This window comes from Streptomyces sp. NPDC044719 (assembly GCF_056433405.1).
The window spans coordinates 372170-396454 of record NZ_JBWKHE010000009.1; the positions used below are offsets into that span (position 1 = coordinate 372170).

Here is a 24285-nt window from a genome sequence, read left to right on the forward strand (position 1 = left end):
CTGTGCCCGGCCCGGGAGCCGGAGGCCGGCACGCGGGAAATCCAGAACGCCTGCGAGGCACAGCGCTACGTCCTGCCCGGTCGGGCGGCTGGTGGGCGGGATGAGTCAACCGGCCCTGGCTTGCTGCTCACCGGCCTCTCCGGAGCGCGCTCCGGCCCTGCGCTGGGTCCGCACGTCCGCCCGACAACCCGGGCTCTCGGACGCCTGGGCCTGGCAGGGCAATACAGGGAGGCTAATTGGGCCCGACATGCGCATGCGTTCGCGCGCCCCCGTCGGCCAGGCTGGCTGAGAACCCCAGGCGCCGGGAGCGACCCGGCGCCCGCAGCCGGAGGTTGCCGTCATGACCGTGATGTCCATCGCCAGATTCGAGAGGTTCTTTCGCGCGGCCGCAGGACTCAACGTCGACAAGAACGATCTCAAGCGCCACAGCGACTTCGTCGACGCCAAGCTCTACGATCTGCTCACCGTCGCCCAGGCCACTGCCAAGGCCAACGGGCGCGACATCATCCGGACCAGTGACCTGCCGATCACGAAAGGCCTGCAGGAGAGCATTCACCACTTCCGGAAGATCGACCAGGAAATAGAACTCAAGCCGATCCTGGAACAGCTCGCCACCCATCCCGCTCTGGACCGCACGCCCGATGAGGAGACCGAGGCGGCCTACCCGGACATCATCGGCGGACTCAGCCTGGCCCTTGCCCAGAGCTTCAAGATCCTCCACCCCGACCTGAAAAACCCCCAGACCCAGCACTGGGACGAGGCTCGAGCCGTCTTCGACCTCCTGCTGTGAGTGGCGACCGGAACAGGCGGTGCAGGCCACGGCCGAGCAGCGTCAGCGCGTTCTGCCTCCTCGGCTGCGCAGCGACCTGATCGGCCCCAGCTCGGGCGTCGGAGAGCTCAGATGGTGACGTCTCGTCCTCGAAGGGATCATCGAAGGCATGGACAGGGACATGTCCGTCGGGTCCGGTGAGCGGCTGCTGGAGGAACTGGTCAGAGCAGCCCAGCTGGCATCACCTGCGGAACTGCCCGTGGCTCTGAACCGGTATGCCGAGGCCATGGGTATGGGCAGGGTGGTTATCTACCTGATCGACATCCAGCAGAGACTGCTGTTGCCGCTAGTTGAAGGCGAGCCGGAACTGGAGCTCGACACTTCGCTGGCCGGATGGACCTACCGCACCGACTCTCTCCGAGTGGAAGAAGTGCCCTCCGGCGGGCTGAAGGTATGGCTGCCCCTGGCCGACGGAGCGGAGCGGCTGGGCGTCGTGGAGCTGAACATGAGCACCCTGGACGGGCTCAAGCTGCGGCGCTGCCGAACGGTGGCGCTGCTCCTCGCACTGATCATCACGTCCAAGCGCACCTACAGCGACACCATCGCGCAGCGCATGCGTACCAGGCCGATGCACCTGCCCACGGAGATGGTGAGGGCATTTCTCCCTCCCCGGTCGATCGGCACCGGGCGGGTCGTGTCGACGGCGGTTCTGGAGCCCGCGTACGAACTGGGCGGCGATGCTTTCGACCATGCGTTCACCGAGGACGTTCTGCACGCCGCAATCCTTGACGGCATGGGGCACGATCTGGCGTCCGGACTTGCCACGTCTGTAGCCATGGCAGGCTGCCGTAACGCCCGACGCAGCGGGGCAGATCTGAACGAACTCGTGGGCACCATGGACGAGGCGTTGGCGAAGTGGCTTCCGGAGCAGTTCTGCACGGGTGTCTTCGCCCAGTTGCACATGCCCACCGGTGTGCTGCGGTGGTGCAACTGCGGCCACCCGCCTCCGTTGCTCATCCGTCGACACCGCCTGCTCCACAAGGCCTTGGAGCGGCCACCGGAGCCTCCTTTGGGTCTGCCCGCCAATCTCGCCGGGACCGCCCGTCAGGTGCACGACGTCAGCCTGGAACCCGGTGACCGAATACTGCTCTACTCGGACGGCGTCGTGGAGTCACGCGACGAGGCGGGCGAGGAGTTCGGCCTGGAGCGCTTCACCGACTACATCATCCGGTCGACCGCAGCAGGGCAGAGCGCCCCGGAAGTGCTGCGCCTGCTCATCCATGCCATCCTCGCGCATCAGCACAACGAACTCAGTGACGACGCCACGATCTTGATGTTCGAGTGGCAGCCCCCTGATCCCTGACCGCAAGAGCTCCAAGACGCAGCCCGTGGCGCCGTACTCCGCGGGCGCAGACGCTGGGTCGGTGGTCACGGCAGGAGCGCGGCAAACGAGTTCGGCACCCGAGATTTGAGGTGCTGCCATTCGCCGGCGCTCACATGGCGCTCCAGAGTTTTCAATACGGTGCGCACCAGCTTCTCGTCGCCGCCTTCGACGGCGTAGGGGAATTCGCTCCGGACCCGTGCGAAGAACTCCTCGTTGCTCATCTTTACGGGCGTGTCGGCAGGCCTCCAGCCGTCGTAGTAGACGCCTCTGACGATGGTCGGCAGTTGGGCGCCGAACTGTACGGCCGTCTCGACCGGGAGACGATCCCGCAGCGGGTGCAGCACGGCCCGCAGTGCCGCGTACGACTGCTTACGCCGTTCTTTGGGCCACTCGAAAGCCTCCTCGACGTCTTTGAGGAGCCGATTGGCCTTGTCCACCATGGTGTCGAACGAGGAGAAACCTGTATCAACCATTTTCGTGGGCCTTTCGTTCTGGACGCCTCACGGCTCAGTCCGCGAGGTCGGCCTTGCCGAACAGGACCGCGTAACTGGAGGGGAGTTGGCTGATGATCTGATTCAGTTCTCCGCCAGTCACAGCGTCGGCAACGGTGGTCAGGACCGCGCTGGCGTCCCACTGCGCCGTACGCGGCCGGGCATCGGTGCGCTCGGCGACCCGGCGGTAGAACTCTTCGATCCCGAAGCTCTGCGCCTGCTGCGGCGTGGCACGGTCCAGAACCTGGCCCAGCGGGCCGGGCAGCTGGGATGCGAGGTCCTTGACCTCTCCCGGGCTGATCCGTTGGGCCAGCACTTCCAGCACGGCCTTGGTGACGTCCGCGGCTTCGCTCTGGTCCTTGTATTCGCCTCGTTCGCGGACGTGGGCGAGGAATCCGTCGTACTTCATCGTTGCCTCCTTCTGCGCCGGCCACCGCTGGTCATAGGGGTCACCGCTGGTCATGGGGGTCGCCCGGGGCGCTGTCGGCCTGGCCGCGTCCGTCCGTCGGCGCGTAGCTGCCGTTGGCAAGGCTCTTGGCCCTGGACTCCCGCTGGGACTCACGCAGGGCACGGTGGAAGCGTCCGGGGCCCCAGGAACGGCCGCCCACGGCCTGTTCGAGTTGGTCGCGGCTCGTCGGGCCGGTTTCTCGGAGCGCGTGGGTGATCTGTTCGATCTCGTCGTCGAGGCGTTGTTCGGCCATGGCGGACGTACGGCTTGCCGTGCCCGCGGTGCCGGCCATCCCCGGCGAGTACATCCGGCTGCCCGGTCCGGTGCCGGGGCGGTAGCGGCGGGCTCCGGCGCGCTCCCGCTCCCGGCGGCGGGCAGTGCGGTCGGCGATCCGCCGTTCCCGCTCGTCCGCGGCCTGACGGACGTGCTCGGGCCGGCGGCGGTCTCGTGCGTCCTGTGGCGCGGGCTCGTTGCGCCAGGCTGCCTCGGCTTCCTCAGCGGTGAGCGGCCGGGCGATGTTCTCCAGGGACTGTTGTTCGGCCCGGACACCGAAGAAGACCTCGGCCAGCCCGCCCAGCGCCATGGCAGCCGCTCCGACGAGGAAGCCGATGGCCACCAGGTCCGCATCGCCGCTGTGAATCAAGTGGCCGAACAGCAGCGGGCCGGTGATTCCGCCCACGGCCGTGCCGATCGCGAAGAACAGCGAGATGGACAGGGCTCGGGTCTCCATGGGGAAGACCTCGCTCACGGTCAGGTAGGCCGAGCTCGCTCCCGCGGACGCCACGAAGAAGGTCAGCGAGACCAGCAGGAAGAACGGCCACGTCGTCAGGGAGCCGTTGACCAGCAGGACGGCGAGGACGGCTGCCACGACTGCCGAGCCGAAGTAGGTGCCCGCGATCATCGGTTTTCTGCCGACGGTGTCGAACAGCCGGCCGAGAAGGAGCGGCCCGAGGAAGTTGGCGATGGCGAAGAGGGCCAGGAAGTAGGGGATCGAGCCGGAGCCGATGTCGAAGAAGCCGTTCAGGATCGTGCCCAGGTCGAAGACGATCGCGTTGTACAGGAACGCCTGTCCGACGAAGAGCGCCAGACCGAGAACGGCGCGACGGGGGTACCGCCGCAGAGCCGCGCCGGCGATTTCCCTGAACGGAATGACGTCGCGCTGCCGTACGGTGACCGCCTCGCCCGGTTCCGGCAGCTCGCTGCCGGTCTCTTGGCGCACCTCGGCCTCGATCCGGTCGACGATGCGTTCAGCCTCGGCTTGATGCCCGTGGATGAACAGCCAGCGCGGACTCTCCGGCACATGGCGGCGTACCAGCATGATGCCCAGGCCCAGGATGCCGCCCAGGCCGAAGGCCAGCCGCCAGCCGAGGTCGGCTGCCAGCAGACTCTCGTTGAGAAGCAGCACGGCGACCAGGCTGCCGAGCGCCGCACCGACCCAGTAGCTGCCGTTGATGGCCAGATCCACCTGCCCGCGGTTGCGGGCCGGAATCAGCTCGTCGATGGCCGAGTTGATCGCGGCGTACTCTCCGCCGATGCCCATACCGGTGATGAAGCGGGCGAGGTAGAGGTACCAGGCGTCGTGGGCGAACGCGGTCGCGACGGTGGCGAGGATGTAGATGACGAGCGTGAGCATGAACAGCTTCTTGCGCCCGTAGCGGTCGGTGAGCCTTCCGAACAGAAGAGCGCCCGCACAGGCACCTGCCACGTAGATGGCGGCGGCAGTGCCTATGTCGGCGCTGGTCAGGTTGATGCCGCTGCCCGGCTCGGTCATACGGGCGGCAACCGCTCCGACGATCGTCACTTCGAGTCCGTCCAGAATCCAGACGGTTCCCAGACCGATGACGATCCGCCAGTGGAATCGGGACCACGGCAGCCGGTCAAGCCGGGCGGGGACCTTGGTGGTGACGACACCGAGTTCGGCGGTGGTGGTCATGCCATGCCTCCTCGTTCAGGGCCGTGGGCCGTTGCCTGGAGGGACAGAACAGGCCGGAATAGGCCGATCCGCCTAGGGTGGTCTTCTGTGCTGCGCTGCCACCTTCTGGGACACCGTTTTCGCTTTCGCCATCAGGGCGACACGATGCTCTGGCACTGCGCGCGTGGGTGCGGAGCGGAGGGAAGCAAGCGATATCCGACGGCCCAGGACGCCGAGCGTTACGCAGTGGCATTCGACCGCGAGGACCAGGCGGACATGGGCCGGCGAGCCCCGCTGGGTCTGCTCCCCCTTCGGCTTCTGCGCGCCTGGCGTCTGCGGCGCCAAAAGGGAGCCGGTGGCGAGCCACATGCCGAGCCTCCGCCGCCGTGAGGGGTTGTGATACGGGACGTCATTCATGAGTCACCCCGGTGTCTCGCCTCGCCGGCCCGGCCGCGGTTCCGGACGGGTGTCCGGAACCGCGGCGTCGCGTCTCAGCCGCCGCTCCCGGTGCTTTCACTCGTCTCGCTGATCTCGACGTGCCGGGGCTTTGCGACCTCGGCCTTGGGGACGCTGATGGTGAGCACCCCGTCCGACATCCGCGCGTTGATCTTTTCGGTGTCGACCTCTCCGGGCAGCCGCAGCCGGTACTCGAAGGCTCCGGTGCGGCGGGTGCTCCGGCGCAGGACGCCTTTGCGTTCCTTCTCCTTGATCTCTCCGGTGACCACCAGCTCCTGGCCGTTCGCTTCGACGTCGATGTCCTTGCTCTTGACGCCGGGGAGTTCGATCTCGATGTGGAATGCGTCGTCGGCCTCCGTGACATCCGCGAGGGGTGTCCACGCGACTGCGGGCGCCGCGCCTCCCACCGTGGATTCGATCAGTCCGCTCATCTCGCTGAGCAGTTGGTCGAACTCCGTCAGCGGATTGCGTGCCCAGCCAAGGGGCCTGTCCTGCACTGCGCCACCGCGGTGGCGCCGGACGGGCGTGGCCATTCCCATCGCCTCCTTCTCCTTCTCGTGATCTCATCGCCCGCTCGGTGTCATGCGAGCCAAGCGGACTCCTTCGGACGGGTGTGCGGTGAGCTGTCGGTGCCGCCGGGCGTGGCCGTGTGGCCCAGGTAGCGATGCACGAAGTGGATGCTCATCGCGCCTTCGCCGACCGCGGAGGCCACGCGTTTCACCGAGCCGCTGCGGACGTCGCCCGCGGCGAAGACACCAGGCAAGCTGGTCTCCAACGTCAGGCAGTCGCGGCCCTGGCTCTGCCACAGTCCGGGGACGGAGCAGGCCTGCGCCTCCGCGCCGGTGAGCACGAAGCCGCGCGCGTCGAGGGCGAGCGCGCCGGACAGCCACTCGGTGTGGGGGTCGGCGCCGGTGAAGACGAACAGGGCCCGCACCGCGAGCCGACGGTGCTCGCCCGTACGGTGGTCGACCACGGTGACCTCCTCCAGCACCTTGTCGCCGAACGCCTCGGTCATCTCGGTGTGCAGCAGCACGCGCACCCGCGGGTGGCGCTCGACCTGATCGATCAAGTAGCGGGACATGTGCGCCTCGAGGCTCGGCCCACGGACGAGCAGATTCACCTGCGGTGCGTATCCGGCCAGGAAGAGCACGGCTTGGCCCGCGGAGTTGCCTCCGCCGACGACGGCCACCGGGTCGGTGCTGCACTGCTGGGCCTCGTAGACGGTCGCCGAGTAGTGGACGCTCGTTCCCTCCAGGCGTTCGATGCCGGGCACGTGGAGGCGGCGGTAGCGGGCGCCGGTGGCCAGGACGACGGTACGGGCGGTGATCTCGCTTCCGTCGGCGAACCCGACGGCGTAGTGCCCGTCCCGCGGTTCGACCTGAGCCGCCTCCGCCGGGACGCTGATCCTGGCGCCGAACTTGTCGGCCTGGAGCACAGCGCGTTCGGTGAGTTCGGCGCCGGAGATGCCGGAGGGGAAGCCGAGCAGATTCTCGATGCGGGACGACGTGGCGGCCCGGCCGCCGCTGGCCATGGCCTCGACCACGGTCGTGTCCAGGCCCTCCGAGGCGGCGTTCACCGCGGCGGCGAGACCAGCGGGTCCGGAGCCGATGATCAGGAGATCGCCGTGATGGTTTCCGGCAGGCAGCGAGGGCAGGCCCATGAGCCGGGCCAGTTCCGCGTTACTGGGGTTGCGCAGCAGAGTGGTGTCCCACCAGATGACGAGCGGTGTCTCCGCCGGGCCGACGCCGAAGCGGCGCAGCAGTTCCTCGGCCTCCTCGTCGGTCTCCAGATCGATCCAGCGGTGCGGCAGCCGGTTGCGGGCGGCGAACTCGCGCAGCCGCCGGGTGTCAGGCGAATAGCGCGAGCCGATGATGCGGAAACCGGCGCCCTGTCCGACGAGCAGAGCACGGCGGCCCAGGCAGGCGCGCAGAACCACATCGCCAAGGACGGAGTCCCGGGCCACCAGGTCACGCAGCTGATCCATGGACAGGGCGAGGACCTCACCGGGGTCCCTGATCACGGCGGTGTAGAAGGCCACCTGCCCGTTCAGGAGACCGAGTTCCCCGATGAAGCGGCCGGGGCCGTGCACACGCAGCAGGCGTTCACCGGTCGTGCCGTAACCCTCGACGATGGCGACCGAACCACTGAGGACGACGTAGAACGTCTCGCACGGCTCCCCCTCCCGGATCAGCACATCACCGGCGTCAACAGCACGCCGCCGACCGTGCTGCGCCAAACGGGCCATCTGGTCATCCGGCAGACGGGGATAGGCGCCGTAGATGTCAGCGGTCTCGAAGGGGACGCTCTCCTCCGCCTCGGCCGGCACAGGCGCTACGCCCGGCCGCGTCTCGTCGCCGGCCATCACACGAACGCCTCGTGGGCGAAGCACCACCGCCAGTCCTCGCCGGGCTCCAGCGACGCCACGATCGGATGGCCGTCGGCGGCGGCGTGACGGCGCGCGTGCCGGTTCGGCGAGGAATCGCAGCAGCCGACGTGGCCGCAGGTCAGGCAGAGCCTGAGGTGAACCCACGGGGAGCCGAGCAGCAGACACTCCTGACACCCCTCGGGGGTCAGTGGCTGGACCGGCCGGACGAGGGCGAGGTGGGGATCGGTTCGTACGGTCATGGCTGATCACCCTTTCCCGGCCGGTTCGCGTCCCGCGATCGACTGCTCCACCCACCGCTGCAGGGCAGGGGCAGGTGCGGCACCCGCCTGCCGTGCGATGGTCTGTCCTCTGTCGAGGACCAACAGCGTCGGTACCGCCTGGACCTCGAACCGCTGCGCCAGCCGCGGGTTCTTGTCGATGTCGACCTTGACCAGCTTGATCTTTCCCGCAAGATCGGCGGCGACCTTCTCCAGCGCGGGGCTCACCATGCGGCAGGGGCCGCACCAGGTGGCCCACAGGTCGACGACGACGGGCACGGTGGCCTGCTCGACGACCTCCCTGAAGTCGTCGTCGCCCGCGTCGGCCATCCACGGCAAAGACTGCTTGCAGTTGGCGCACCTGGGGCGGCCCTCGGCGGCCACGGGTACCCGGTTGGTGCGCCCGCAGTGCGGGCAAGTGATGTTGGTGGCCTGCACGGTGCTCATGCCGCCCTCGCTCCCTTCTCGTCCTCGGGCTGGTCGTAGGTGACCACCAGCTCGCCGTGCTCGGCGTCGACGCGGACCTTCGCGCCGTCCTGGACGTCGCCGCGCAGCAGGGCGCGCCCGACCAGCGTCTCGACCTCGTGGGAGATGTAGCGCCGCAGCGGCCGGGCCCCGTACACCGGGTCGTAGCCCTGGTGGGCGATCAACTCTCGGGCTGTCTCGGTGAGTTCAACGGTGATGCGACGCTCGGCGAGGCGGCGGCGCAGTTCGTCGAACTGCAGCTCCACGATCCGCTCGATCTGCCGCTCACCGAGGGGCTTGAACAGCACGATGTCGTCGACGCGGTTGAGGAACTCCGGGCGGAAGTGCCCGCGCAGCTCGCCCATCACCAGGGCGCGGGCGTCCGGCTTGATCTCACCCTCGGCGGTGGCGCCGTCGAGGAGGTGCTCGGAGCCGATGTTGGAGGTCATGATGATCACGGTGTTGCGGAAGTCGACGGTGCGGCCCTGGGAGTCGGTGATGCGGCCGTCGTCGAGGACCTGCAGCAGGGTGTTGAAGACATCGGTGTGCGCCTTCTCGATCTCGTCGAACAGCACAACGGAGTACGGCTTGCGGCGCACGGCCTCGGTGAGCTGTCCGCCCTCCTCGTAGCCGATGTATCCGGGCGGGGCGCCCATCAGCCGGCTGACGGTGTGCCGCTCCTGGTACTCGCTCATGTCGAGGCGGACCATGTTCTCCTCGGAGTCGAACAGGGCTCGGGCGAGGGTCTTGGCCAGCTCGGTCTTCCCGACGCCGGTGGGGCCGAGGAAGATGAACGAGCCGATGGGGCGGCGAGGGTCGCGGATGCCGGAGCGGGCGCGGATGATGGCGTCGGCGACGAGCTGAACGGCCTCGTCCTGGCCGATGACGCGCTCGCGCAGGATCTCGTCGAGGCGCAGCAGCTTCTCACGTTCGCCCTCCTGGAGGCGGGCGACGGGAACGCCGGTCCAGGCGGCGACGATCTCGGCGATCTCCTCCTCGGTGACGACCTCGCGCAGCAGCCGGTTCTCCCCTTGCTTCGCGGCCAGTTGCTCCTCCTCTGCGGCGAGCCGGCGCTCCAGATCCTGGAGGCGGCCGTAGCGGAGTTCGGCGGCGCGGTTGAGGTCGTAGGCGCGTTCTGCCTCCTCCGCCTCGTGGCGGACCTGCTCCAGTTCCTGGCGCAGCTCCTGCACGCGGCGGATCGCCTGCCGTTCGGCCTCCCACTGGGCGTGTTTGGCGTCGGCCTCGCCGCGCAGGTCGGCCAGTTCCTTGCGCAGCTCCTCCAGGCGGGATTTGCTCGCGGGGTCGGTCTCCTTGGAGAGGGCGGCCTCCTCGATCTCCAGGCGGGTGACGCGGCGGGTGATCTCGTCGAGTTCGGCGGGCATCGAGTCGATCTCGGTACGCAGCCGGGCGCACGCTTCGTCGACGAGGTCGATGGCCTTGTCGGGCAGGAACCGATCGGTGATGTAGCGGTGGCTGAGGGTGGCCGCGGATACCAGCGCGGTGTCCTGGATCTTCACGCCGTGGAAGATTTCCAGGCGTTCGCGCAGTCCGCGCAGGATGGAGATGGTGTCCTCCACGCTCGGCTCCTCGACCAGGACCTGCTGGAAGCGGCGTTCGAGGGCGGCGTCCTTTTCGATGTGCTTGCGGTACTCGTCGAGGGTGGTGGCACCGATCATGTGGAGTTCGCCGCGGGCGAGCATCGGCTTGAGCATGTTGCCCGCGTCCATGGCTCCTTCGGCGGCGCCCGCGCCTACGACGGTGTGGAGTTCGTCGACGAAGAGCAGGATGTGCCCCTGGGCTGCCTTCACCTCGGACAGCACGGCCTTGAGGCGTTCCTCGAACTCGCCCCGGTACTTTGCCCCGGCCACCAGGGAGCCCATGTCGAGTGCGAACACGGTCTTGTCGCGCAGTCCTTCGGGTACATCGCCGCGGACGATGCGCTGGGCGAGGCCCTCGACGATGGCGGTCTTGCCGACGCCGGGATCGCCGATGAGGACCGGGTTGTTCTTGGACTTGCGGCTGAGGATCTGAGTGACGCGGCGGATCTCGGCGTCCCGGCCGATGACCGGGTCGAGTTTGCCGTCCCTGGCCTCGGCGACCAGGTCGCGGCCGTACTTCTCCAGCGCCTCGTAGGCCACTTCGGGGTTTGCCGAGGTCACGCGCTGGTTGCCACGGACCTGGGTCAGCGCGCTCAGGAACGAGTCGCGGGTGATGCCGTGCTCCTTGAGCAGCCGTCCGGCGGCGGTGGACGAGCCCTCCTCGGCCAGGGCCAGCAAGAGGTGCTCCACGGACACGTACTCGTCCTTGAGGCGTTTGGCCTCCCGCTCGGCCGCGTCCAGCAGCCGGGACAGGCGCTGGGTGACGAACACCTGGCCCGGCGCCGCGCCCGGGCCGGTCACCTTGGGCCGGCGGGAAAGCTCCTCACGCACAGCCGCACGGAGCTCTTCGGGCTCCCTGCCCGCCTGTTGCAGCAGCCGCGGGATCAGGCCGTCCTCCTGGTCGAGGAGCGCGAGCAGCAGATGCTCACCGTCGACCTCGGTCTGGCCCATGCGGACGGCGGCAGTCTGCGCCTCCTGGAGGGCTTCCTGTGACTTCTGGGTGAGACGGTTCATGTCCATGGGGGTGAGTCACTCCTCCTGCCGCGGTCGCGCAGTGCGGCTTCGAGCAGGCTGATGCGGTCGAGCAGGTCGAGCACCAGACCGATGGATGCATAGTTGAGGCAGAGTCCGGAGCGCAGCCGCTGGACGCGGGCGAGGATCGCCGGGGCCGCGGGGTCGAACACGAGGTGCCCCGCGGCGTCGCGTTCGGCGTCGACCAGGCCGAGGGCGACGAACCGGCGGACCAGGTCGGGGTGGAGGCCCGAGCGGCGGGCCACGGTGTCCAGGGAAAGCCTGGGCACGGGGACGAGCGCGTACCGCACCGCCGTGGAGCCGGCGCTCGTCCGTACGGGACGCCCGCCCGCGTCGGCCCGGGCGGTCCGACCGCCGGTCGCCGCCCATGAGGGTCGGTCGCTCATCAGGTCCTCCTGGGGTCGTACGCAGAGGTGGCGGCGAGCTCCTCGAACAGCTCGCGCTCCCGGTCGCCGAGGGCGGGCGGCACCATGACACGGAGTTCGGCGTACAGGTCGCCGTTCGCGCCGCGCGGGTTCGGCATGCCCTCGCCGCGCAGCCGCAGTCGCCGGCCGCTGGAGGAGCCCGCGGGCACCGTGACCTTGGCCGTGCCGCCGCCGGGGGTGGGCACCGGCACAGTCGCACCCAGGGCCGCCTCCCAGGGGGTGACGGGGACCTGTACGTGGACGTCACGGCCGTCCAGCCGGAACCGGGGGTGGGGCTGGATACGCACCCGCAGGTACAGGTCGCCCGCGGCGGCGTCACCACTGCCCCGGCCGCCCTCGCCCGCCAGACGGATGCGCTGCCCGTCGGTGACGCCGGGCGGTACGTCGACCTCGTACCGCCGCGGCTGCCCGGTGGGGCCGGCGAGCGTGACGGTGCGGCGGCCGCCCCTGTAGGCCTCCTCGATGGTGAGCGGCAGCTCGGCCTCCTGGTCGGCTCCCGGTACACCGCCGGGGGCGCCGCCGGCTCCGAAGAGCGAGTCGAGCAGGTCCTCGATGTCGACGCCCTCCGCTGCGAAGTCGTCGCCGAAGCCGGTGTACCGGACATGGGGGCCGCCCGCGCCCGCGGTCCTCCGAGCACGGAAGCCGCCGCCGGGCCCCGCGCCGGCACCGACCCGCTCCTCCCAGTCCTCGGGGACCTTCCGGAAGTCCTCGCCGAAGCGGTCGTAACGGGCCCGTGTCTTGGGGTCCGACAGGACGCTGTACGCCTCGTTGAGGTCCTTGAAGCGTTCCTCCGCGCCCGGGTCCTTGTTGACGTCGGGGTGGTACTTGCGGGCGAGTTTGCGGTATGCCTGCTGGATCTCGTCCTGGCTCGCGGTCCGTGACACGCCCAGCGCTTCGTAGAAATCCGGTGCCATGACTGGTCACTCCCGCTTCGCGACCGTCACGGCGGCGGGCCTGAGCTGGCGTTCACCGTCCCCGTAGCCCGGGCGGAGCACCTCGACGACCGTGCCCGGTGGGGCGTCGGGGTCCTGGACGACGCCGACGACCTCGTGCCGGGCCGGGTCGAAGGCGACGCCGGTCTCCGCGTGCCGCGGGTAGCCGAGCAGTTCGAGGACGTTCACCGCTTGGTCGCGAACGGCCCGGACGCCCTCGACGATCGCGCCGGGGTCGGATCCGGCATGGGTCAGGGCGAGTTCGAGGTTGTCCAGGACGGGCAGGAAGGCCGCGGCCGTGCGGGACCGCTCGGACGTCCGCTCCCGTTCCAGTTCCCTGGCGTGGCGCTTGCGGAGGTTGTCGAGGTCGGCGAGCGCGCGCCGCCAGCGGTCCTCGAGTTCATTGAGCTCGGCCGTGTGCTCGTCCTCGGACGGTGCAGGGCCGCCCGCCGCGTCGGGGCCGGGATCTTCGTCCGTGTCAGGCCCCGGCCCGGTCGGCGGGCCCGAGGGCGGAAGATCCCCTCGGGGAGGGCGCACGGTGCCCTCCGGAGCCGGGTCGGCCGGGTCAGGCACGGCCGGGTCGGATTCCCTGGGGTGGATCGGCATGGCGGTTCCTCAGTCCTTGTCGAACTCGGCATCGATGACGTCGTCGTCACCGCCACCGCCGCTCGGGCCGCCGCCGGTCGCACCGTCCCCGGTGGTGTCCCGGTCGGGACCGCCCGTGGTGGCGCCGCCCTGATGCGCCGCCAGCCCTGACAGCACCTGCTGGAGTTCCGAGGTCAGGGGCCGCACCCGCTCCACACCTGCCTCCTCCTTGACCGCCGCCCGGGCATCCGACACCAGCATCTCGGCGCGTGCCTTCTCGTGCGCGGGTGCGGTGTCGCCCAGCTCGGCGAGGCGCTTGTCGACCTGATAGGCGACGGCGTCGAGCTCGTTGCGGGCGTCGACGGCCTCGCGCAGGGCCTTGTCCTGGCCCTGGTTGCGCTCGGCCTCCTGGACCATGCGTTCGACTTCGCCACGGTCGAGGTTGGAGCTCTCGGTGATGGTGATGCCCTGTTCCTTGCCGGTGTCCCGGTCTCGGGCCTTGACGTTGAGAATGCCGTTGGCGTCGATGTCGAAGGTGACCTCGATCTGCGCTTCGCCGCGCGGCGCCGGGCGTATGTCGGTGAGCTGGAAGCGGCCGAGCACCCGGTTGTCGGCGGCCCGTTCGCGCTCGCCCTGCAGGACGACGATGTCGACGGCGGGCTGGTTGTCCTCGGCGGTGGAGAAGGTCTCGGTGCGGCGCACGGGGATGGTGGTGTTCCGCTCGATGATCTTCGTCATCACGCCGCCGCGTGTCTCGACACCCAGCGACAGGGGCGTGACATCGAGCAGCAGGACGTCCTTGACCTCGCCCTTGAGCACCCCGGCCTGAATCGCGGCACCCAGGGCCACGACCTCGTCGGGGTTGACGCTCATGTTGGGTTCCTTGCCGCCGGTCAGCCGGCGCACGAGGGCCTGGACGGCGGGGATACGGGTGGAACCCCCGACGAGGATGACCTCGTCGATGTCACTCTCGCCCACCTTGGCGTCGGCCATGGCCTGTTGGACCGGCCCCAGGCACCGCTCTACCAGGTCGCTGGTGATCTGCTCGAACGTGGACCGCATGACCGAGTCGGTGAGGTGCTTGGGCCCCGAGGCATCGGCCGTGATGAACGGCAGGCTGACCTGTGTCTGCGTCACCGAGCTCAGCTCGGTCTTGGCCTTCTCCGCCGCTTCGAACAGGCGTTGCAGGGCCTGCGGATCCTTGCGCAGATCGATGCCGTTCTCCTTCTGGAAGTCGTCCGCGAGGTAATCCACCAGGCGCCGGTCGAAGTCGTCACCGCCCAGGTGGCTGTCGCCCGCCGTGGAACGCACCTCCACCACGCCGTCGCCCACGTCGAGGATGCTCACATCGAACGTGCCGCCGCCGAGGTCGAAGACCAGCACCGTCTCGTGCTGCTTCTTGTCCATGCCGTACGCGAGGGCGGCCGCGGTCGGCTCGTTGATGATCCGCAGCACCTCCAGTCCCGCGATCCGCCCGGCGTCCTTGGTGGCGGTGCGCTGGGCGTCGTTGAAGTAGGCGGGCACGGTGATGACCGCCTCCGTGACCCGTTCCCCGAGCTGCTTGGAGGCGTCGTCGGCGAGTTTGCGCAGTACCTGGGCGCTGATCTCCTCGGGCGCGTAGAGCTTGTCGCGCACCTTGAAGCGGGCGACGCCGCCCGGGCCCTCGACGACGTCGTACGCCACCGCCCTGGCCTCGTCCGGGATCTCGTCGAAGTGCCGGCCGATGAACCGCTTGGCCGAATAGATGGTGCCTTTGGGATTGAGGATCGCCTGGCGCCGGGCCAGCTGGCCCACCAGCCGTTCCCCGGTGTCGGTGAAGGCCACCACGGAGGGCGTCGTACGGTTGCCCTCGGTGTTGGGCACGACGGAAGCTTCGCCGCCCTCCCACACGGCGATCACCGAGTTCGTGGTGCCCAGGTCGATGCCCACTGCCTTGGCCATGAGGAACTCCTCCCGTGCGGCGGCAAGCGCCGGCACTGCAGATCCGATCGTTCAGGTAGGGGCGGGACGTCCACCGGCACCGGCGGTCCGCAACGCGCCGAGCAGCCGTACCGCCTCGTCGGCGACCGCTTCGTCCACGACGACGTCGTACCGGCTGGGCTGCATCGAGCGGACGGAGGCGAAGTCCCGTCGGCCGCCCTGCAGGGCGTACAGCAGCAGGCCGAACAGCGCGCCCACGATCGCTCCGAAAATCAGGCCGTAGAGGGCGACGAGCAGGGCGGATACGAGCGGGTCCACCCAGTCGACCAGGCCGAAGAGCCAGCCGATCAGCGCTCCGGGAAGGGCCCCGCTCGCCGCTCCGTGCAGGGCGGCCCTGCCGTAGTCCATACGGCCGACGACCTGCTCGACGAGCCTGACGTCCTGTCCGATGATGGCCACCCGCTGCACGGGAAACCCCTGGTCCGAGAGGTGGTCGACGGCGCGTTCGGCTTCCTGGTACGTCTCGTACGTGGCGACGGGCCTACGAGGCTGCTCGCTCATCGCCCAGTCCTTCCTGCCCATGTGCACGGCGGCCCCGGCACGCCCCCCAGACTCGCGAACCGAGCAGCTCTGCGCCTGCACCCGGCAGGTCAAAGAACAACGGAGCCCGTCCCCCCGCGAGCACGAGAGGGACACGCCGGACATCTCAGGTACCTTGGTCGGGGAAGGCGAAGAGGCGCTGTCACCTCTCTGGGGGCTCAGGGAAGGGAGCAATCCCATGGCCGGCTTCAGGGGCCGGAGCAGGTACCGACACCGTCCCCACCGGGAAGGCGGCCTTCCGCCGGGCCGTCTGGGACAGCACCCCACGATCTCGCGGCGCGGGTCTCGCCCGCCCCTTTCGACCCTGGCATCCCACAAGTGGCCGGCAGTCTCTCGCGCTCTGTTCGACACTCGGGACGAAAGCGAGATCCTGCGCCTGGCCATGAACCACGTGTCGGCTGTCGGCCCGTACAGAGCCGAGGCCGGATACCTCAGGGTGCACGGCCATATGGTCCCCAGCCCGCAGGTCGGGCCGGGTCATGCGCCAGCCGTGGACCGGACGGTGCGAGAGCTGACAGGGCGGGACGTCCCCGTAACCGTTCCCGGCCGGTCCAGGGGCAGGGCCTTGGCCCTGCAAGGACCCGGTGGACTGCATGGCTACCTTGTGGTGACGTCTCGCTCGCGGCCTACCGAGGCCCAGCACTTCCTGCTCGCCACGCTCGTACGCCTCACCGCCGCGGCCCTGTCGGTTGCCGTCGCGCACCGCCGCCAGCGGGAGGACGCCCTGGAGCTACACCGACTGCGACGGGAACGGGCAACACTTCAGCAGCGGTTGGCCTCTTTCGTGGTCGAGCTGGGATATCAACGGGCCGTGCACGAGGCCCTCGCCGAGGTCGCGGCCTCGGGCGGCGGCGAGGAGGCCATCACCAGCGCGCTGCATGGGCTCACCGGATTTCCCGTGCTGGTGGAGGACCGCTTCGGACGACTGCGGTCCTGGACCGGTCCTGGCCGGCCCGACCCCTATCCGGAACCGGACCCCGCACGCCACGAGGAGATGCTCCAGCAGGTCGCCCGGAGAGGCGGACCCGTGCGCATCGACGACCGGCTGATCTCCCTGGTACGCCCCCGCGGTGAGGTCCTCGGAGTACTGGCCCTGGTCGATCCCGAGGACGACGCCGACGAGTACACCGTGTTCGCGCTGGAGCACGCCGCCACGTCACTCGCCGTGGAACTGTCGCACCTGCGCCATCTGGCGGAGGCCGAGCTGCGACTGCGCCGCGAACTGGTCGACGATCTCCTGGGGGGCACGGACGAGGCGAGCGCCTACGCCCGGTCCGAGGCGTTCGGACACGACCTGCACCGCATCCAGTACGTGGTCGTCGTGCAGTGGAGGAACCAGGCCGCGGACGACGCTTTCGCGCGGACCGTGGGCCGGGCGGCTTCGGCCGTGGGCATGCCGTCGCTGGTGACTCGGCGTTCCGACCACGTGGTCCTGGTCGCCGAGGGCAGCCCCCACGACCACGCCTTGTACGAGACGCTCGCCCGGGAGACCGGAACACCGGACGGGACGATCGGGGTGAGCGCCCGCTGCGACACCCCGGACGGTATCCCCGGCCGCTACCAGGAAGCACTGCGCGCCCTGGAGGTACGCCGCCGGTCCCGAAGGCGATACGGCACGACGTTCTTCGACGATCTGGGCCTCTATCGCATCCTGGGGCCTGGAAACGAATACCAAGAGCTGGAGGCGTTCGTTCGGGAATGGCTCGGACCCCTCGTCGACTACGACGGCCGGCACCGTACGGCTCTCGTGGAGACCCTGTCCCGGTACTTCGACTGCGGTGGCAACTACGCCGAGACCGCCGAATCCCTGGCGATCCACCGCAGCACGCTGCGCTACCGGCTCCAGCGCATCCGTGAGATCAGCGGCCATGACCTCACGAGCGTGGAGGACCGCCTCAACCTGCAGGTCGCCACCCGGGTGTGGAAGATCATGCTGGGCGGACCGGGGTGAGGATCCCACGCACCGCGGGGCCGGCTCCACTGTCCCCATCGCCATAGGAGCAGGCTTCCCCTCCGCCGAATTGCCTCGTCAGCTATCACCAGACAGTCGGCAGCGGCTCGAATGCGACCTTGCCGCCCGGCGCCGAGTCCTCGTCCGCCATACGACAGCAGCTCACCGACGAGGTCAGCAGTCTGCTGGCACGAATGGCCTTCCACCAGGCATGGCTCCAGGTCGAGGCCACAACCGTCGCGGGCCCCTACGCGACCCTCGTGGCCACGGCACGAGCGGAAGCCGGCGCGCAGAGGGGCCTCGCCTGGCAGCAACCACCGATCACCACCGACCGCGGCATGAACCTCGGAATCCCGTACCCCCGGGACCGATCGAACGCGGCCCGAGCCACATGCATCGAGGTGATGCGCCAACACCTCTGAAAGGCCGGTGATCTTGGTGTCAAGTACCCCTCTTTGTGTCAACTAAAATCCTAGTCACACCGGTCGTGTGTGGTGCCGTCCGAGCTCTGCCGAAGGCCGATGGACCCTGGAGGGCCTACGGGAAAGCCACCGAAGGGACGGATGATGCTGCCCTGGGGCAAGCCGAACGTCAGGACGCGGTACAAAGGTACTGGGATGCCGACTCCGGCCAGCACCTTCCTGATTGTGTGGCGACACACTCATGTACACGCTGGCCCGGCACCGCGGGCTGCGGCTTCAGATGGTCAATCGGGCAAGGTGGGGAGATGTTCCAAGGCCCGTCAGCAAACTGACCTTCGGCACGGCTTTTCCGGCTTTCCGGCGCCCTGCAATCTCGAATTTGAGAGCCTCGACAGTCGTGTCAGACCACTCAGCCTTGGTTGTGGCCAGGATGAGACCCGCTGCTCCGACGAGTGCGCACCCTTCCATGAGCTTGCCGGCCTCGCGCCGTCGCGCCTTTGGGCTGTCGCCGAGCGAATCATTACTCTTGGCCTCTCCCAGCCACAGATCCTCGGTAGTGGCCAGTGCAAAGTCCATCTCCACAAACGGGTTGCCGTCCCTTAGAAGTTCGAACTCTTCGCACACCAGGGCTTGCCGCATTCCGAACTGGTTGCGCAGGTGCTGCGTCGCCAGCAGTGGCACGTCTCCGTCGTTCATGACGAGTTCCAGGACCGCCGGATGCAGGTCGTAGAACCAGCGTGGCTCGTGTGCCGCTGGTTTCCATCGTTCGTTGGTCAGTTGGTTGTCCCCTCCACAGCGCCTGCAGCGGTAGTTCTGGCTGATCTCGGCAAGAGGATAGAACTCGAGAATTGGGCAGTGGCCACAGCCGAGGATGAGACCGCGGCGCAGCACGCTTTGTGACGTCCATTGGTCGATCTGCTCTCTGCGTACCGCCAACTCCCAGCCGGGGTCGTCGTGGGCCGCGACGGCTTCCCACGAGAGCACGACCGCGGACTTCAACTTCCACCAGCTGCCCTCCGGGCAGCCGTTCGGTGCGGCGTCAGGCAGGAAGCGGCGCAGCAACGGCCACCCCGGACCCACGGCCAACGCTTCCAGAGCTGCGCGAGATCCCAGGAGGCCCTCCGTAATGGCAGCTCGCTTCCCGGCCGGGCTGGGGAGGATCTCAATACCGTCGGCCGAGGCCGCCACCTGCAGAATGCGTTTGATGCCAGGCCAGGCCAGCTTGGGCGAGGCCAGCGAGCCGGCCAACGACGCCCCGCTGGGCACGAAGTCGAAGCGGTGGGACCAGTACGTGATGCCGCCGTCAGCGGCGCGCACGAAGGTCTCCCACGGGTTCTGGTCCGTTGCGATGACGGCGGATGACCCGAGAGCGGCCAGCGGCGGAAGCGGGTGGTTGGCGGCTGTGAGCGTGACCTGCCAACGGTGCCTGTCCGGGTCGAGACCGCGCGGAACCTCAGCAGCCTGCGAGAGCGCTGCCTGGAGTGACCCATCCGGTTCCACGGTGACCGGCAGAGAACGCGGTTGCTCCCAGGCGTCCTTCAACACCACAATGAACGGATGCCCAAGATCGATCTCTGACGGAGCCACCACCTCGAACGGAGGCTCCTCCACTGCCGGCTCGATCTGCCGGACAGGGCGCTTCTCCCACCTCGCATCGATACGCTGCTGGGTCTCCTCCACGCTCAGCGACGCGCTCGTCACCAGCAGCCGCTCCGAGACGCGACCAGTGAACAACCACATGTCGCTGAGTCCGGGCTCGTTCCATGGAATCCATGTCACCGAGCCGCGGAACTGCCGCAAAACTTCGGCGAGTGCGAAGTCCTCGGGCTGATCGCCTAGAACTGCCACGCGCTCCCTGGACCGTAGTGCTCTTGAGATCGGGACACACAAACCAGCTTCGTGTGAACGCAGCATTGTGCAACCGTCCGGAGCTCCCGGGTGCAACTGCGACAGCAGCGGAGACTCGGTGCCGCACAGGGCCGCTTCCCGCCAATCCTTTACGGTGATCTGTCCATCAAACGCGAATTCCTCGATGCCGACATGCATGGCGTAGGCCAGTGCTTCAGCCGTGGTCACAATGTTTCTCGGCACACCGAGGAGGGACGTGCCGGCCACCGTAGCCAGGGGCGTCAGTTCGCGGGCGTTGTCGTCGTCAAACAGGTGGCTGCACTGGATCAGGTTTTCTCGCTTGTTGGTAGCCAGCGCCGAACGGAGCTGGTCAGCGGCTGCCTCTGCTTCGTGTACGGGAGAGCCGCTCCAGGGCTCCTTACGAAGCATCTGCATGAAGTGCTCAGCCGCAGCACTGTCGGTGATCTTGTTTTCTGCCAGCAAGCGGTCGGCCGTACCCGGATTCAGAGCGTCGAATGTTGCCCACGACGGGTTGTAAGCAAGCACATGGTCGGGGTTCAAGCCGGCCAGACAACGGGCGACGGCGGAATGTCCGACCGCACTCGAAGGCACCACAACACTGCCGCTGCAGCCCCACACCGTCGACAGTCTGCCCAGGGCCGCTGCCGTCCACTCGACCCAGCGCGCACCGTCGTCAGGTGCCACCACGACGATCCGGGGTGGCCTGGCCGCATAGGACAGTGGAAGGAAGGTGAAGGACTGCTGAGGCATCCGCACAGTTCCCCACCTCCAGCGCGACAGGTCGGTCCAGCCGGAAGTCGTTGGCACACCCGTGCGATTAAACGCAGCAAGAGCTCTCTGCTCGAAATGTTGCATCGTCACCTTGAGGGCAGTGATCTTGGTGCCAACTATCCCTCTTCTGTGCCAACTAAAAATCCTCGTCACATTCGTTCAGCGACGCACCCGCGGCATCCCCAGCCCGATCCACGAGATGATCTCCCGCTGGATCTCGTTGTTGCCGCCGCCGAAGGTGAAGATGACCGCCGAGCGGTAGCCGCGTTCGAGTTCGCCGTGCAGGACCGCGCCCGCCGAGCCCTCCTTCAGGGCTCCCGGCGCCGCGACGATCTCCATGAGCCAGGCGTAGGCGTCGCGCCGGGCCTCGGAGCCGTAGACCTTGACGGCGGAGGCGTCCTGCGGGGTGAGGGTGCCCTCCTGGACGGAGTTGACCATCTGCCAGTTGAGCAGTTTGAGGGCGTCCAGCCGGGCGTGGGTGCGGGCCAGGAGGCGGCGCACCCAGGGCAGGTCCGCGACCCGGCGGCCGTCGGCGAGCTTGGTCTCCGTAGACCAGCGCTGCACGTCGTGCAGGGCGCGGATCGCCATGGTGCCGTGGGCCGCCAGGGTCACGCGCTCGTGGTTGAGCTGGTTGGTGATCAGCCGCCAGCCCTCGTTCTCGGCACCGACCCGGCGGGAGACGGGGACGCGGACGTTCTCGTAGTAGCTGGCCGTGGTGTCGTGCGAGGCGAGGGTGTTGATCAGGGTGCAGGAGTAGCCGGGGTCGGTGGTCGGCACCAGCAGCATCGTGATGCCCTTGTGCGGCGGGGCGTCGGGGTCGGTGCGCGCGGCCAGCCACACCCAGTCGGCGGTGTCGCCGTTGGTGGTCCAGATCTTCTGGCCGTCGACGACGTACTCGTCGCCTTCCCGCACCGCGCGGGTCCGCAGGGACGCGAGGTCGGTGCCCGCACCGGGCTCGCTGTAGCCGATGGCGAAGTCGATCTCGCCGGAGAGGATCTTCGGCAGGAAGCAGGCCTTCTGCTCGTCGGTGCCGTACCGCATGATCGTCGGACCGACGGTGTTCAGCGCCATCAGGGGCAGCGGGACGCCGGCCTGGGCGGCCTCGTCGAAGAAGATGAACTGCTCCATGGCGGTCAGGCCGCGCCCGCCGTACTCCTCGGGCCAGCCCACACCGAGCCAGCCGTCCGCGCCGAGCCGCCGGATCGTCTCGCGGTAGAACCGCTTCTGCGCGGCGGGGTCGCCGTGCCGGGCGTAGGCGTGGTCCGGGACCAGTTCGGCGAAGTAGGCGCGCAGTTCGGTGCGCAGCCGCTGCTGCTCGGGCGTGTATTCGAGGTGCACGGCGCCTCCAGGCTCCCAGGCCGGTCCTGTCGGCGCACACCGTAGAACGTGTTTCAGAAATAGGGAATGGCGATGTCAGTTCAGCGTGGCGAGGAAATCCGTGCACGCCCGCGCGCACGCGCGGCACGCCGTCGCCGAGTCCTCCGCCCCCGGCTGCCGGTCGAAGGTGTGGGCGGCCTCCAGGCACACGGTCCGGCACCACTCCACCTGGGCGCGGATGGCGCCCTCGTCCACCTGGTTCTGCTCGGACAGCACACGGCAGGTCGCGTCGCAGACCTCCGCGCACATGATGCCCTTGCGTCGTACGAGTTCCTGGTTCTCGGTGCCGTCGGGATCCACCAGGCTCGCGCGCAGCGCGCACGCCCGTGCGCACTCTGTACACGCCTGCGCGCAGGCGAAGCGGTCCTCCAGGAACCGGAACAGCTCCTGCTGGGATGTCGTCGAAGTCACACCGCGCGGGTAGCCCACGCCGATGCCCGTCAAACCCGGTGCTCCCAAGGCGCGCGTCCGAGGTGGGCAGGTTCAGGGTGAGGGCCAGGGGTACCCGCGTCGCCATGAATACCGTATGGATGGACATGGCCGCGGGCCGTGGCGCCCTCGGCATCGGGCTGGTAGTGGCGGGTGTGGTGGTCGTGGCCCTGCTGCTGGGGGCCTTCGTCCTCGGCGTTCGCATCAAGCGCAGGGAGCTGCCCACGCCGCGCCCCGACGAGCAGCCGCGGCTGCCCGACGGCGGACCGGTCCGCGAGGTCAGTGAGCGCCGGGAGCCCGAGGAGGTGCCGCGAAGCCAGGACCGCCTGACGCCGCACCGGCTGAAGGCCCACGGCAACGTGAGCGACCGGAGGAGCGCGTCGCAGGAGCGCCCGCGGTGGGACGAGGGCAGCAGCGGTTCGTTCGGCGGGGGCGGCCCGGGCGGCAGGTGACTTCCGCGCGACATCGCCATCCCCGGCCCGGTACGTATCGGCATCCCCGGTTTCGTACGTATCGCCCTCCCCGGTCGTACATGACGTCGTACGCAGAAGGGCCCGTGCCTGTGCACGGGCCCTTTTCCGTACCCGGGTCCGGCCGGAGTGAGGTGGATCACAGGATCCGGGTGCAGCGTGGGGTGGGGTCCAGCGTCTTTTCAGAGGTGTAGGAGGCCACTGAGACGCGGGACGGTGAGGATGGAGCAGGTTCGGGCGGACGGCTTCGACGAGTTCGTGGCCGCCCGTTGGTCGGCGCTGCTCCATGTCGCGCGGCTGCTCACGGGGGGCGACCGGCAACGGGCCGAGGACCTGGTGCAGGAGGCCCTGGTGAAGCTGTGGTTCGCCTGGCCGAAGGTCGCGGAGCAGGCCCCGGAGGCATACGTCCGCACGGTGCTGGTGCGGATGGCGGCGCGCTCGGCGCGACGGCGCTGGTGGGGTGAGCGCCCGGTGGAGCAGCTGCCGGACCGGGCCGACCCGGGCGACGTGTCCTCCACCGTGGCGGAGCGCTCGCGCCTGGAGACCGCGCTGGCCCTGCTGTCGCCGAAGCAGCGGGCGGCGGTCGTGCTGCGCTACTACGAGGACCTGCCCGAGGCCCAGGTCGCCCAGGCGCTGGGCTGCCCCGTGGGTACCGCGCGGTCCCACGCGTCACGCGGAGTCGCACGGCTCCGCCAGATCCTGTCCGACGCCGTCAGGCCCATGGGGTGAAGGGAGAAACGATGGACGACTTCGAGCGGGACCTGTCGCGGCTGATGCGCGACGCCCAGCAGCACACTCCCTACGAGCCCGCGCAGCGGCAGCGGCTGCACCAGGGCATCCGGGCCCGCCGCAGGTCACGGATGCTGTGGAAGGCGGGCGGCTCCGCCGTCGCGGTGGCCGGGCTCAGTGTCGGGCTCGCCCTGCTGCCCGGCATGCTCACCAAGGCCCAGCCCGCGGATCCCCGGCCGCGGCCCGCGACGAGCCCGACGCCCACGCACGACGACGGGCCCACGACCGACTCCCCCGATCCGAGCCCGGCTCCGAGCCGGTCGGCGTCGTCGATGCCCGCGACCCTGCCCGGCAGCAGCACGCCGACCGGGACCACGAGCACGCCGACCGGTCCCACGCCGACCGCAACGCCCACCGCTACCGGGACCACGACGTCATTCCCCTCGTCGCACCCTCCCCCGACCCGTACGGCGGCGCCGCCCTCCGCCCTGGAGACGACACAGGAGCCCTCCGCATCGGTCAGTACCGAGTAGCCGCCTGAGAGCGGTTCCCGCCAGGGGCGTCATCGCCCCGACCTCTCGTCACCGCACCACCGACACGGGCGCCT

Annotated in this window: 23 protein-coding genes; 7 read left to right on the forward strand and 16 right to left on the reverse strand. The window is 69.0% G+C overall.

All coding sequences use genetic code 11. The annotated features are described in order from the left end of the window. Positions 1-340: 340 nt before the first annotated feature. Positions 341-790 carry a DUF1931 family protein gene (locus AC07DF_RS33640; protein ID WP_388133651.1) on the forward strand — a complete coding sequence of 150 codons (450 nt, stop codon included), beginning with the start codon at positions 341-343 and terminating at the stop codon, positions 788-790. Between the two features lie 148 nt (positions 791-938). Continuing rightward, entirely contained in the window at positions 939-2132 is a 1194-nt protein-coding gene (locus tag AC07DF_RS33645) for a PP2C family protein-serine/threonine phosphatase (protein ID WP_359636253.1), read from the forward strand. A 65-nt stretch (positions 2133-2197) separates the two neighbouring features. On the opposite strand, the gene AC07DF_RS33650 is transcribed toward AC07DF_RS33645, so the two are convergent. The 13 genes from AC07DF_RS33650 to AC07DF_RS33710 all read right to left on the reverse strand — a co-directional run bounded on the left by AC07DF_RS33650 (position 2198) and on the right by AC07DF_RS33710 (position 15621). Beyond that, positions 2198-2626, reverse strand: coding sequence for a DUF2267 domain-containing protein (locus tag AC07DF_RS33650; RefSeq protein WP_356917601.1), 429 nt, complete (start codon positions 2624-2626; stop codon positions 2198-2200). Between the two features lie 34 nt (positions 2627-2660). Further along, the gene (locus AC07DF_RS33655) at positions 2661-3053 is read right to left on the reverse strand and encodes a DUF2267 domain-containing protein (RefSeq protein WP_356917600.1); all 393 of its coding nucleotides are present in this window, start codon (positions 3051-3053) and stop codon (positions 2661-2663) included. Between the two features lie 40 nt (positions 3054-3093). Beyond that, positions 3094-5025: an MFS transporter gene (locus AC07DF_RS33660; protein WP_388133654.1), complete on the reverse strand. Its 1932-nt coding sequence runs from the start codon at positions 5023-5025 to the stop codon at positions 3094-3096. A gap of 470 nt (positions 5026-5495) precedes the next feature. Then, positions 5496-5993, reverse strand: a complete 498-nt coding sequence (locus AC07DF_RS33665) for an Hsp20/alpha crystallin family protein (RefSeq protein WP_478979965.1) — start codon at positions 5991-5993, stop codon at positions 5496-5498. Positions 5994-6040: 47 nt separating this feature from the next. Continuing rightward, a complete protein-coding gene (locus AC07DF_RS33670; protein ID WP_478979967.1) occupies positions 6041-7822 on the reverse strand; it encodes an FAD-dependent oxidoreductase in 1782 nt (593 codons plus the stop codon). Then, complete coding sequence (locus AC07DF_RS33675) at positions 7822-8085, reverse strand: UBP-type zinc finger domain-containing protein (protein WP_359636245.1); 264 nt, start codon at positions 8083-8085, stop codon at positions 7822-7824. Before AC07DF_RS33675 ends, AC07DF_RS33670 begins: the two co-directional genes overlap by 1 nt. Before the next feature lie 6 nt (positions 8086-8091). Then, entirely contained in the window at positions 8092-8550 is a 459-nt protein-coding gene (gene trxA / locus AC07DF_RS33680; protein WP_388133660.1) for a thioredoxin, read from the reverse strand. After that, positions 8547-11186 carry an ATP-dependent chaperone ClpB gene (gene clpB, locus AC07DF_RS33685; protein WP_388133662.1) on the reverse strand — a complete coding sequence of 880 codons (2640 nt, stop codon included), beginning with the start codon at positions 11184-11186 and terminating at the stop codon, positions 8547-8549. The genes trxA and clpB overlap by 4 nt, the downstream gene beginning before the upstream one ends. Then, on the reverse strand, positions 11177-11584 hold the full coding sequence (locus AC07DF_RS33690; protein WP_189591915.1) for a chaperone modulator CbpM: 408 nt from the start codon (positions 11582-11584) through the stop codon (positions 11177-11179). Before AC07DF_RS33690 ends, clpB begins: the two co-directional genes overlap by 10 nt. Further along, entirely contained in the window at positions 11584-12537 is a 954-nt protein-coding gene (locus tag AC07DF_RS33695; protein WP_478979971.1) for a DnaJ C-terminal domain-containing protein, read from the reverse strand. Before AC07DF_RS33695 ends, AC07DF_RS33690 begins: the two co-directional genes overlap by 1 nt. A gap of 6 nt (positions 12538-12543) precedes the next feature. Then, positions 12544-13161 (reverse strand): nucleotide exchange factor GrpE, encoded by a 618-nt coding sequence (locus tag AC07DF_RS33700; RefSeq protein ID WP_402074318.1) that lies wholly within the window; start codon positions 13159-13161, stop codon positions 12544-12546. 9 nt (positions 13162-13170) lie between these two features. Continuing rightward, a complete protein-coding gene (gene dnaK, locus AC07DF_RS33705) occupies positions 13171-15081 on the reverse strand; it encodes a molecular chaperone DnaK (RefSeq protein WP_402074320.1) in 1911 nt (636 codons plus the stop codon). A gap of 51 nt (positions 15082-15132) precedes the next feature. After that, positions 15133-15621, reverse strand: coding sequence for a general stress protein (locus AC07DF_RS33710; RefSeq protein ID WP_359636235.1), 489 nt, complete (start codon positions 15619-15621; stop codon positions 15133-15135). Positions 15622-15838: 217 nt separating this feature from the next. On the opposite strand from AC07DF_RS33710, the gene AC07DF_RS33715 reads away from it, so the two are divergent. After that, positions 15839-17611: a PucR family transcriptional regulator gene (locus tag AC07DF_RS33715; RefSeq protein WP_478979974.1), complete on the forward strand. Its 1773-nt coding sequence runs from the start codon at positions 15839-15841 to the stop codon at positions 17609-17611. Between the two features lie 119 nt (positions 17612-17730). Further along, positions 17731-18033 carry a hypothetical protein gene (locus tag AC07DF_RS33720; RefSeq protein WP_478979977.1) on the forward strand — a complete coding sequence of 101 codons (303 nt, stop codon included), beginning with the start codon at positions 17731-17733 and terminating at the stop codon, positions 18031-18033. A gap of 276 nt (positions 18034-18309) precedes the next feature. Here the strand turns inward: AC07DF_RS33720 and AC07DF_RS33725 are convergent, their stop codons facing one another. From AC07DF_RS33725 to AC07DF_RS33735, 3 genes are all read right to left on the reverse strand, one after another. Then, a complete protein-coding gene (locus AC07DF_RS33725; RefSeq protein WP_478979979.1) occupies positions 18310-20652 on the reverse strand; it encodes a hypothetical protein in 2343 nt (780 codons plus the stop codon). 180 nt (positions 20653-20832) lie between these two features. After that, the gene (locus AC07DF_RS33730; RefSeq protein ID WP_478979981.1) at positions 20833-22011 is read right to left on the reverse strand and encodes an acyl-CoA dehydrogenase family protein; all 1179 of its coding nucleotides are present in this window, start codon (positions 22009-22011) and stop codon (positions 20833-20835) included. A 75-nt stretch (positions 22012-22086) separates the two neighbouring features. After that, positions 22087-22461 carry a four-helix bundle copper-binding protein gene (locus AC07DF_RS33735; protein WP_478979983.1) on the reverse strand — a complete coding sequence of 125 codons (375 nt, stop codon included), beginning with the start codon at positions 22459-22461 and terminating at the stop codon, positions 22087-22089. Between the two features lie 104 nt (positions 22462-22565). Here AC07DF_RS33735 and AC07DF_RS33740 point away from each other — a divergent pair, with 104 nt between their 5' ends. The 3 genes from AC07DF_RS33740 to AC07DF_RS33750 all read left to right on the forward strand — a co-directional run bounded on the left by AC07DF_RS33740 (position 22566) and on the right by AC07DF_RS33750 (position 24211). Next, entirely contained in the window at positions 22566-22931 is a 366-nt protein-coding gene (locus tag AC07DF_RS33740; protein WP_478979985.1) for a DUF6479 family protein, read from the forward strand. Positions 22932-23171: 240 nt separating this feature from the next. Continuing rightward, positions 23172-23678, forward strand: coding sequence for a SigE family RNA polymerase sigma factor (locus AC07DF_RS33745; protein ID WP_478979987.1), 507 nt, complete (start codon positions 23172-23174; stop codon positions 23676-23678). Between the two features lie 11 nt (positions 23679-23689). Next, positions 23690-24211, forward strand: coding sequence for a cellulase (locus AC07DF_RS33750; protein WP_478979989.1), 522 nt, complete (start codon positions 23690-23692; stop codon positions 24209-24211). Positions 24212-24285: the final 74 nt, after the last annotated feature.

Bases quoted from the DNA above. Each gene is read 5' to 3' on its own strand.
- AC07DF_RS33640 (WP_388133651.1), top strand. From the start codon at position 341: ATGACCGTGATGTCCATCGCCAGATTCGAGAGGTTCTTTCGCGCGGCC.
- AC07DF_RS33645 (WP_359636253.1), top strand. From the start codon at position 939: ATGGACAGGGACATGTCCGTCGGGTCCGGTGAGCGGCTGCTGGAGGAA.
- AC07DF_RS33650 (WP_356917601.1), bottom strand. From the start codon at position 2,626: ATGGTTGATACAGGTTTCTCCTCGTTCGACACCATGGTGGACAAGGCC.
- AC07DF_RS33655 (WP_356917600.1), bottom strand. From the start codon at position 3,053: ATGAAGTACGACGGATTCCTCGCCCACGTCCGCGAACGAGGCGAATAC.
- AC07DF_RS33660 (WP_388133654.1), bottom strand. From the start codon at position 5,025: ATGACCACCACCGCCGAACTCGGTGTCGTCACCACCAAGGTCCCCGCC.
- AC07DF_RS33665 (WP_478979965.1), bottom strand. From the start codon at position 5,993: ATGGCCACGCCCGTCCGGCGCCACCGCGGTGGCGCAGTGCAGGACAGG.
- AC07DF_RS33670 (WP_478979967.1), bottom strand. From the start codon at position 7,822: ATGGCCGGCGACGAGACGCGGCCGGGCGTAGCGCCTGTGCCGGCCGAG.
- AC07DF_RS33675 (WP_359636245.1), bottom strand. From the start codon at position 8,085: ATGACCGTACGAACCGATCCCCACCTCGCCCTCGTCCGGCCGGTCCAG.
- trxA (WP_388133660.1), bottom strand. From the start codon at position 8,550: ATGAGCACCGTGCAGGCCACCAACATCACTTGCCCGCACTGCGGGCGC.
- clpB (WP_388133662.1), bottom strand. From the start codon at position 11,186: ATGGACATGAACCGTCTCACCCAGAAGTCACAGGAAGCCCTCCAGGAG.
- AC07DF_RS33690 (WP_189591915.1), bottom strand. From the start codon at position 11,584: ATGAGCGACCGACCCTCATGGGCGGCGACCGGCGGTCGGACCGCCCGG.
- AC07DF_RS33695 (WP_478979971.1), bottom strand. From the start codon at position 12,537: ATGGCACCGGATTTCTACGAAGCGCTGGGCGTGTCACGGACCGCGAGC.
- AC07DF_RS33700 (WP_402074318.1), bottom strand. From the start codon at position 13,161: ATGCCGATCCACCCCAGGGAATCCGACCCGGCCGTGCCTGACCCGGCC.
- dnaK (WP_402074320.1), bottom strand. From the start codon at position 15,081: ATGGCCAAGGCAGTGGGCATCGACCTGGGCACCACGAACTCGGTGATC.
- AC07DF_RS33710 (WP_359636235.1), bottom strand. From the start codon at position 15,621: ATGAGCGAGCAGCCTCGTAGGCCCGTCGCCACGTACGAGACGTACCAG.
- AC07DF_RS33715 (WP_478979974.1), top strand. From the start codon at position 15,839: ATGGCCGGCTTCAGGGGCCGGAGCAGGTACCGACACCGTCCCCACCGG.
- AC07DF_RS33725 (WP_478979979.1), bottom strand. From the start codon at position 20,652: ATGCCTCAGCAGTCCTTCACCTTCCTTCCACTGTCCTATGCGGCCAGG.
- AC07DF_RS33740 (WP_478979985.1), top strand. From the start codon at position 22,566: ATGAATACCGTATGGATGGACATGGCCGCGGGCCGTGGCGCCCTCGGC.
- AC07DF_RS33745 (WP_478979987.1), top strand. From the start codon at position 23,172: ATGGAGCAGGTTCGGGCGGACGGCTTCGACGAGTTCGTGGCCGCCCGT.
- AC07DF_RS33750 (WP_478979989.1), top strand. From the start codon at position 23,690: ATGGACGACTTCGAGCGGGACCTGTCGCGGCTGATGCGCGACGCCCAG.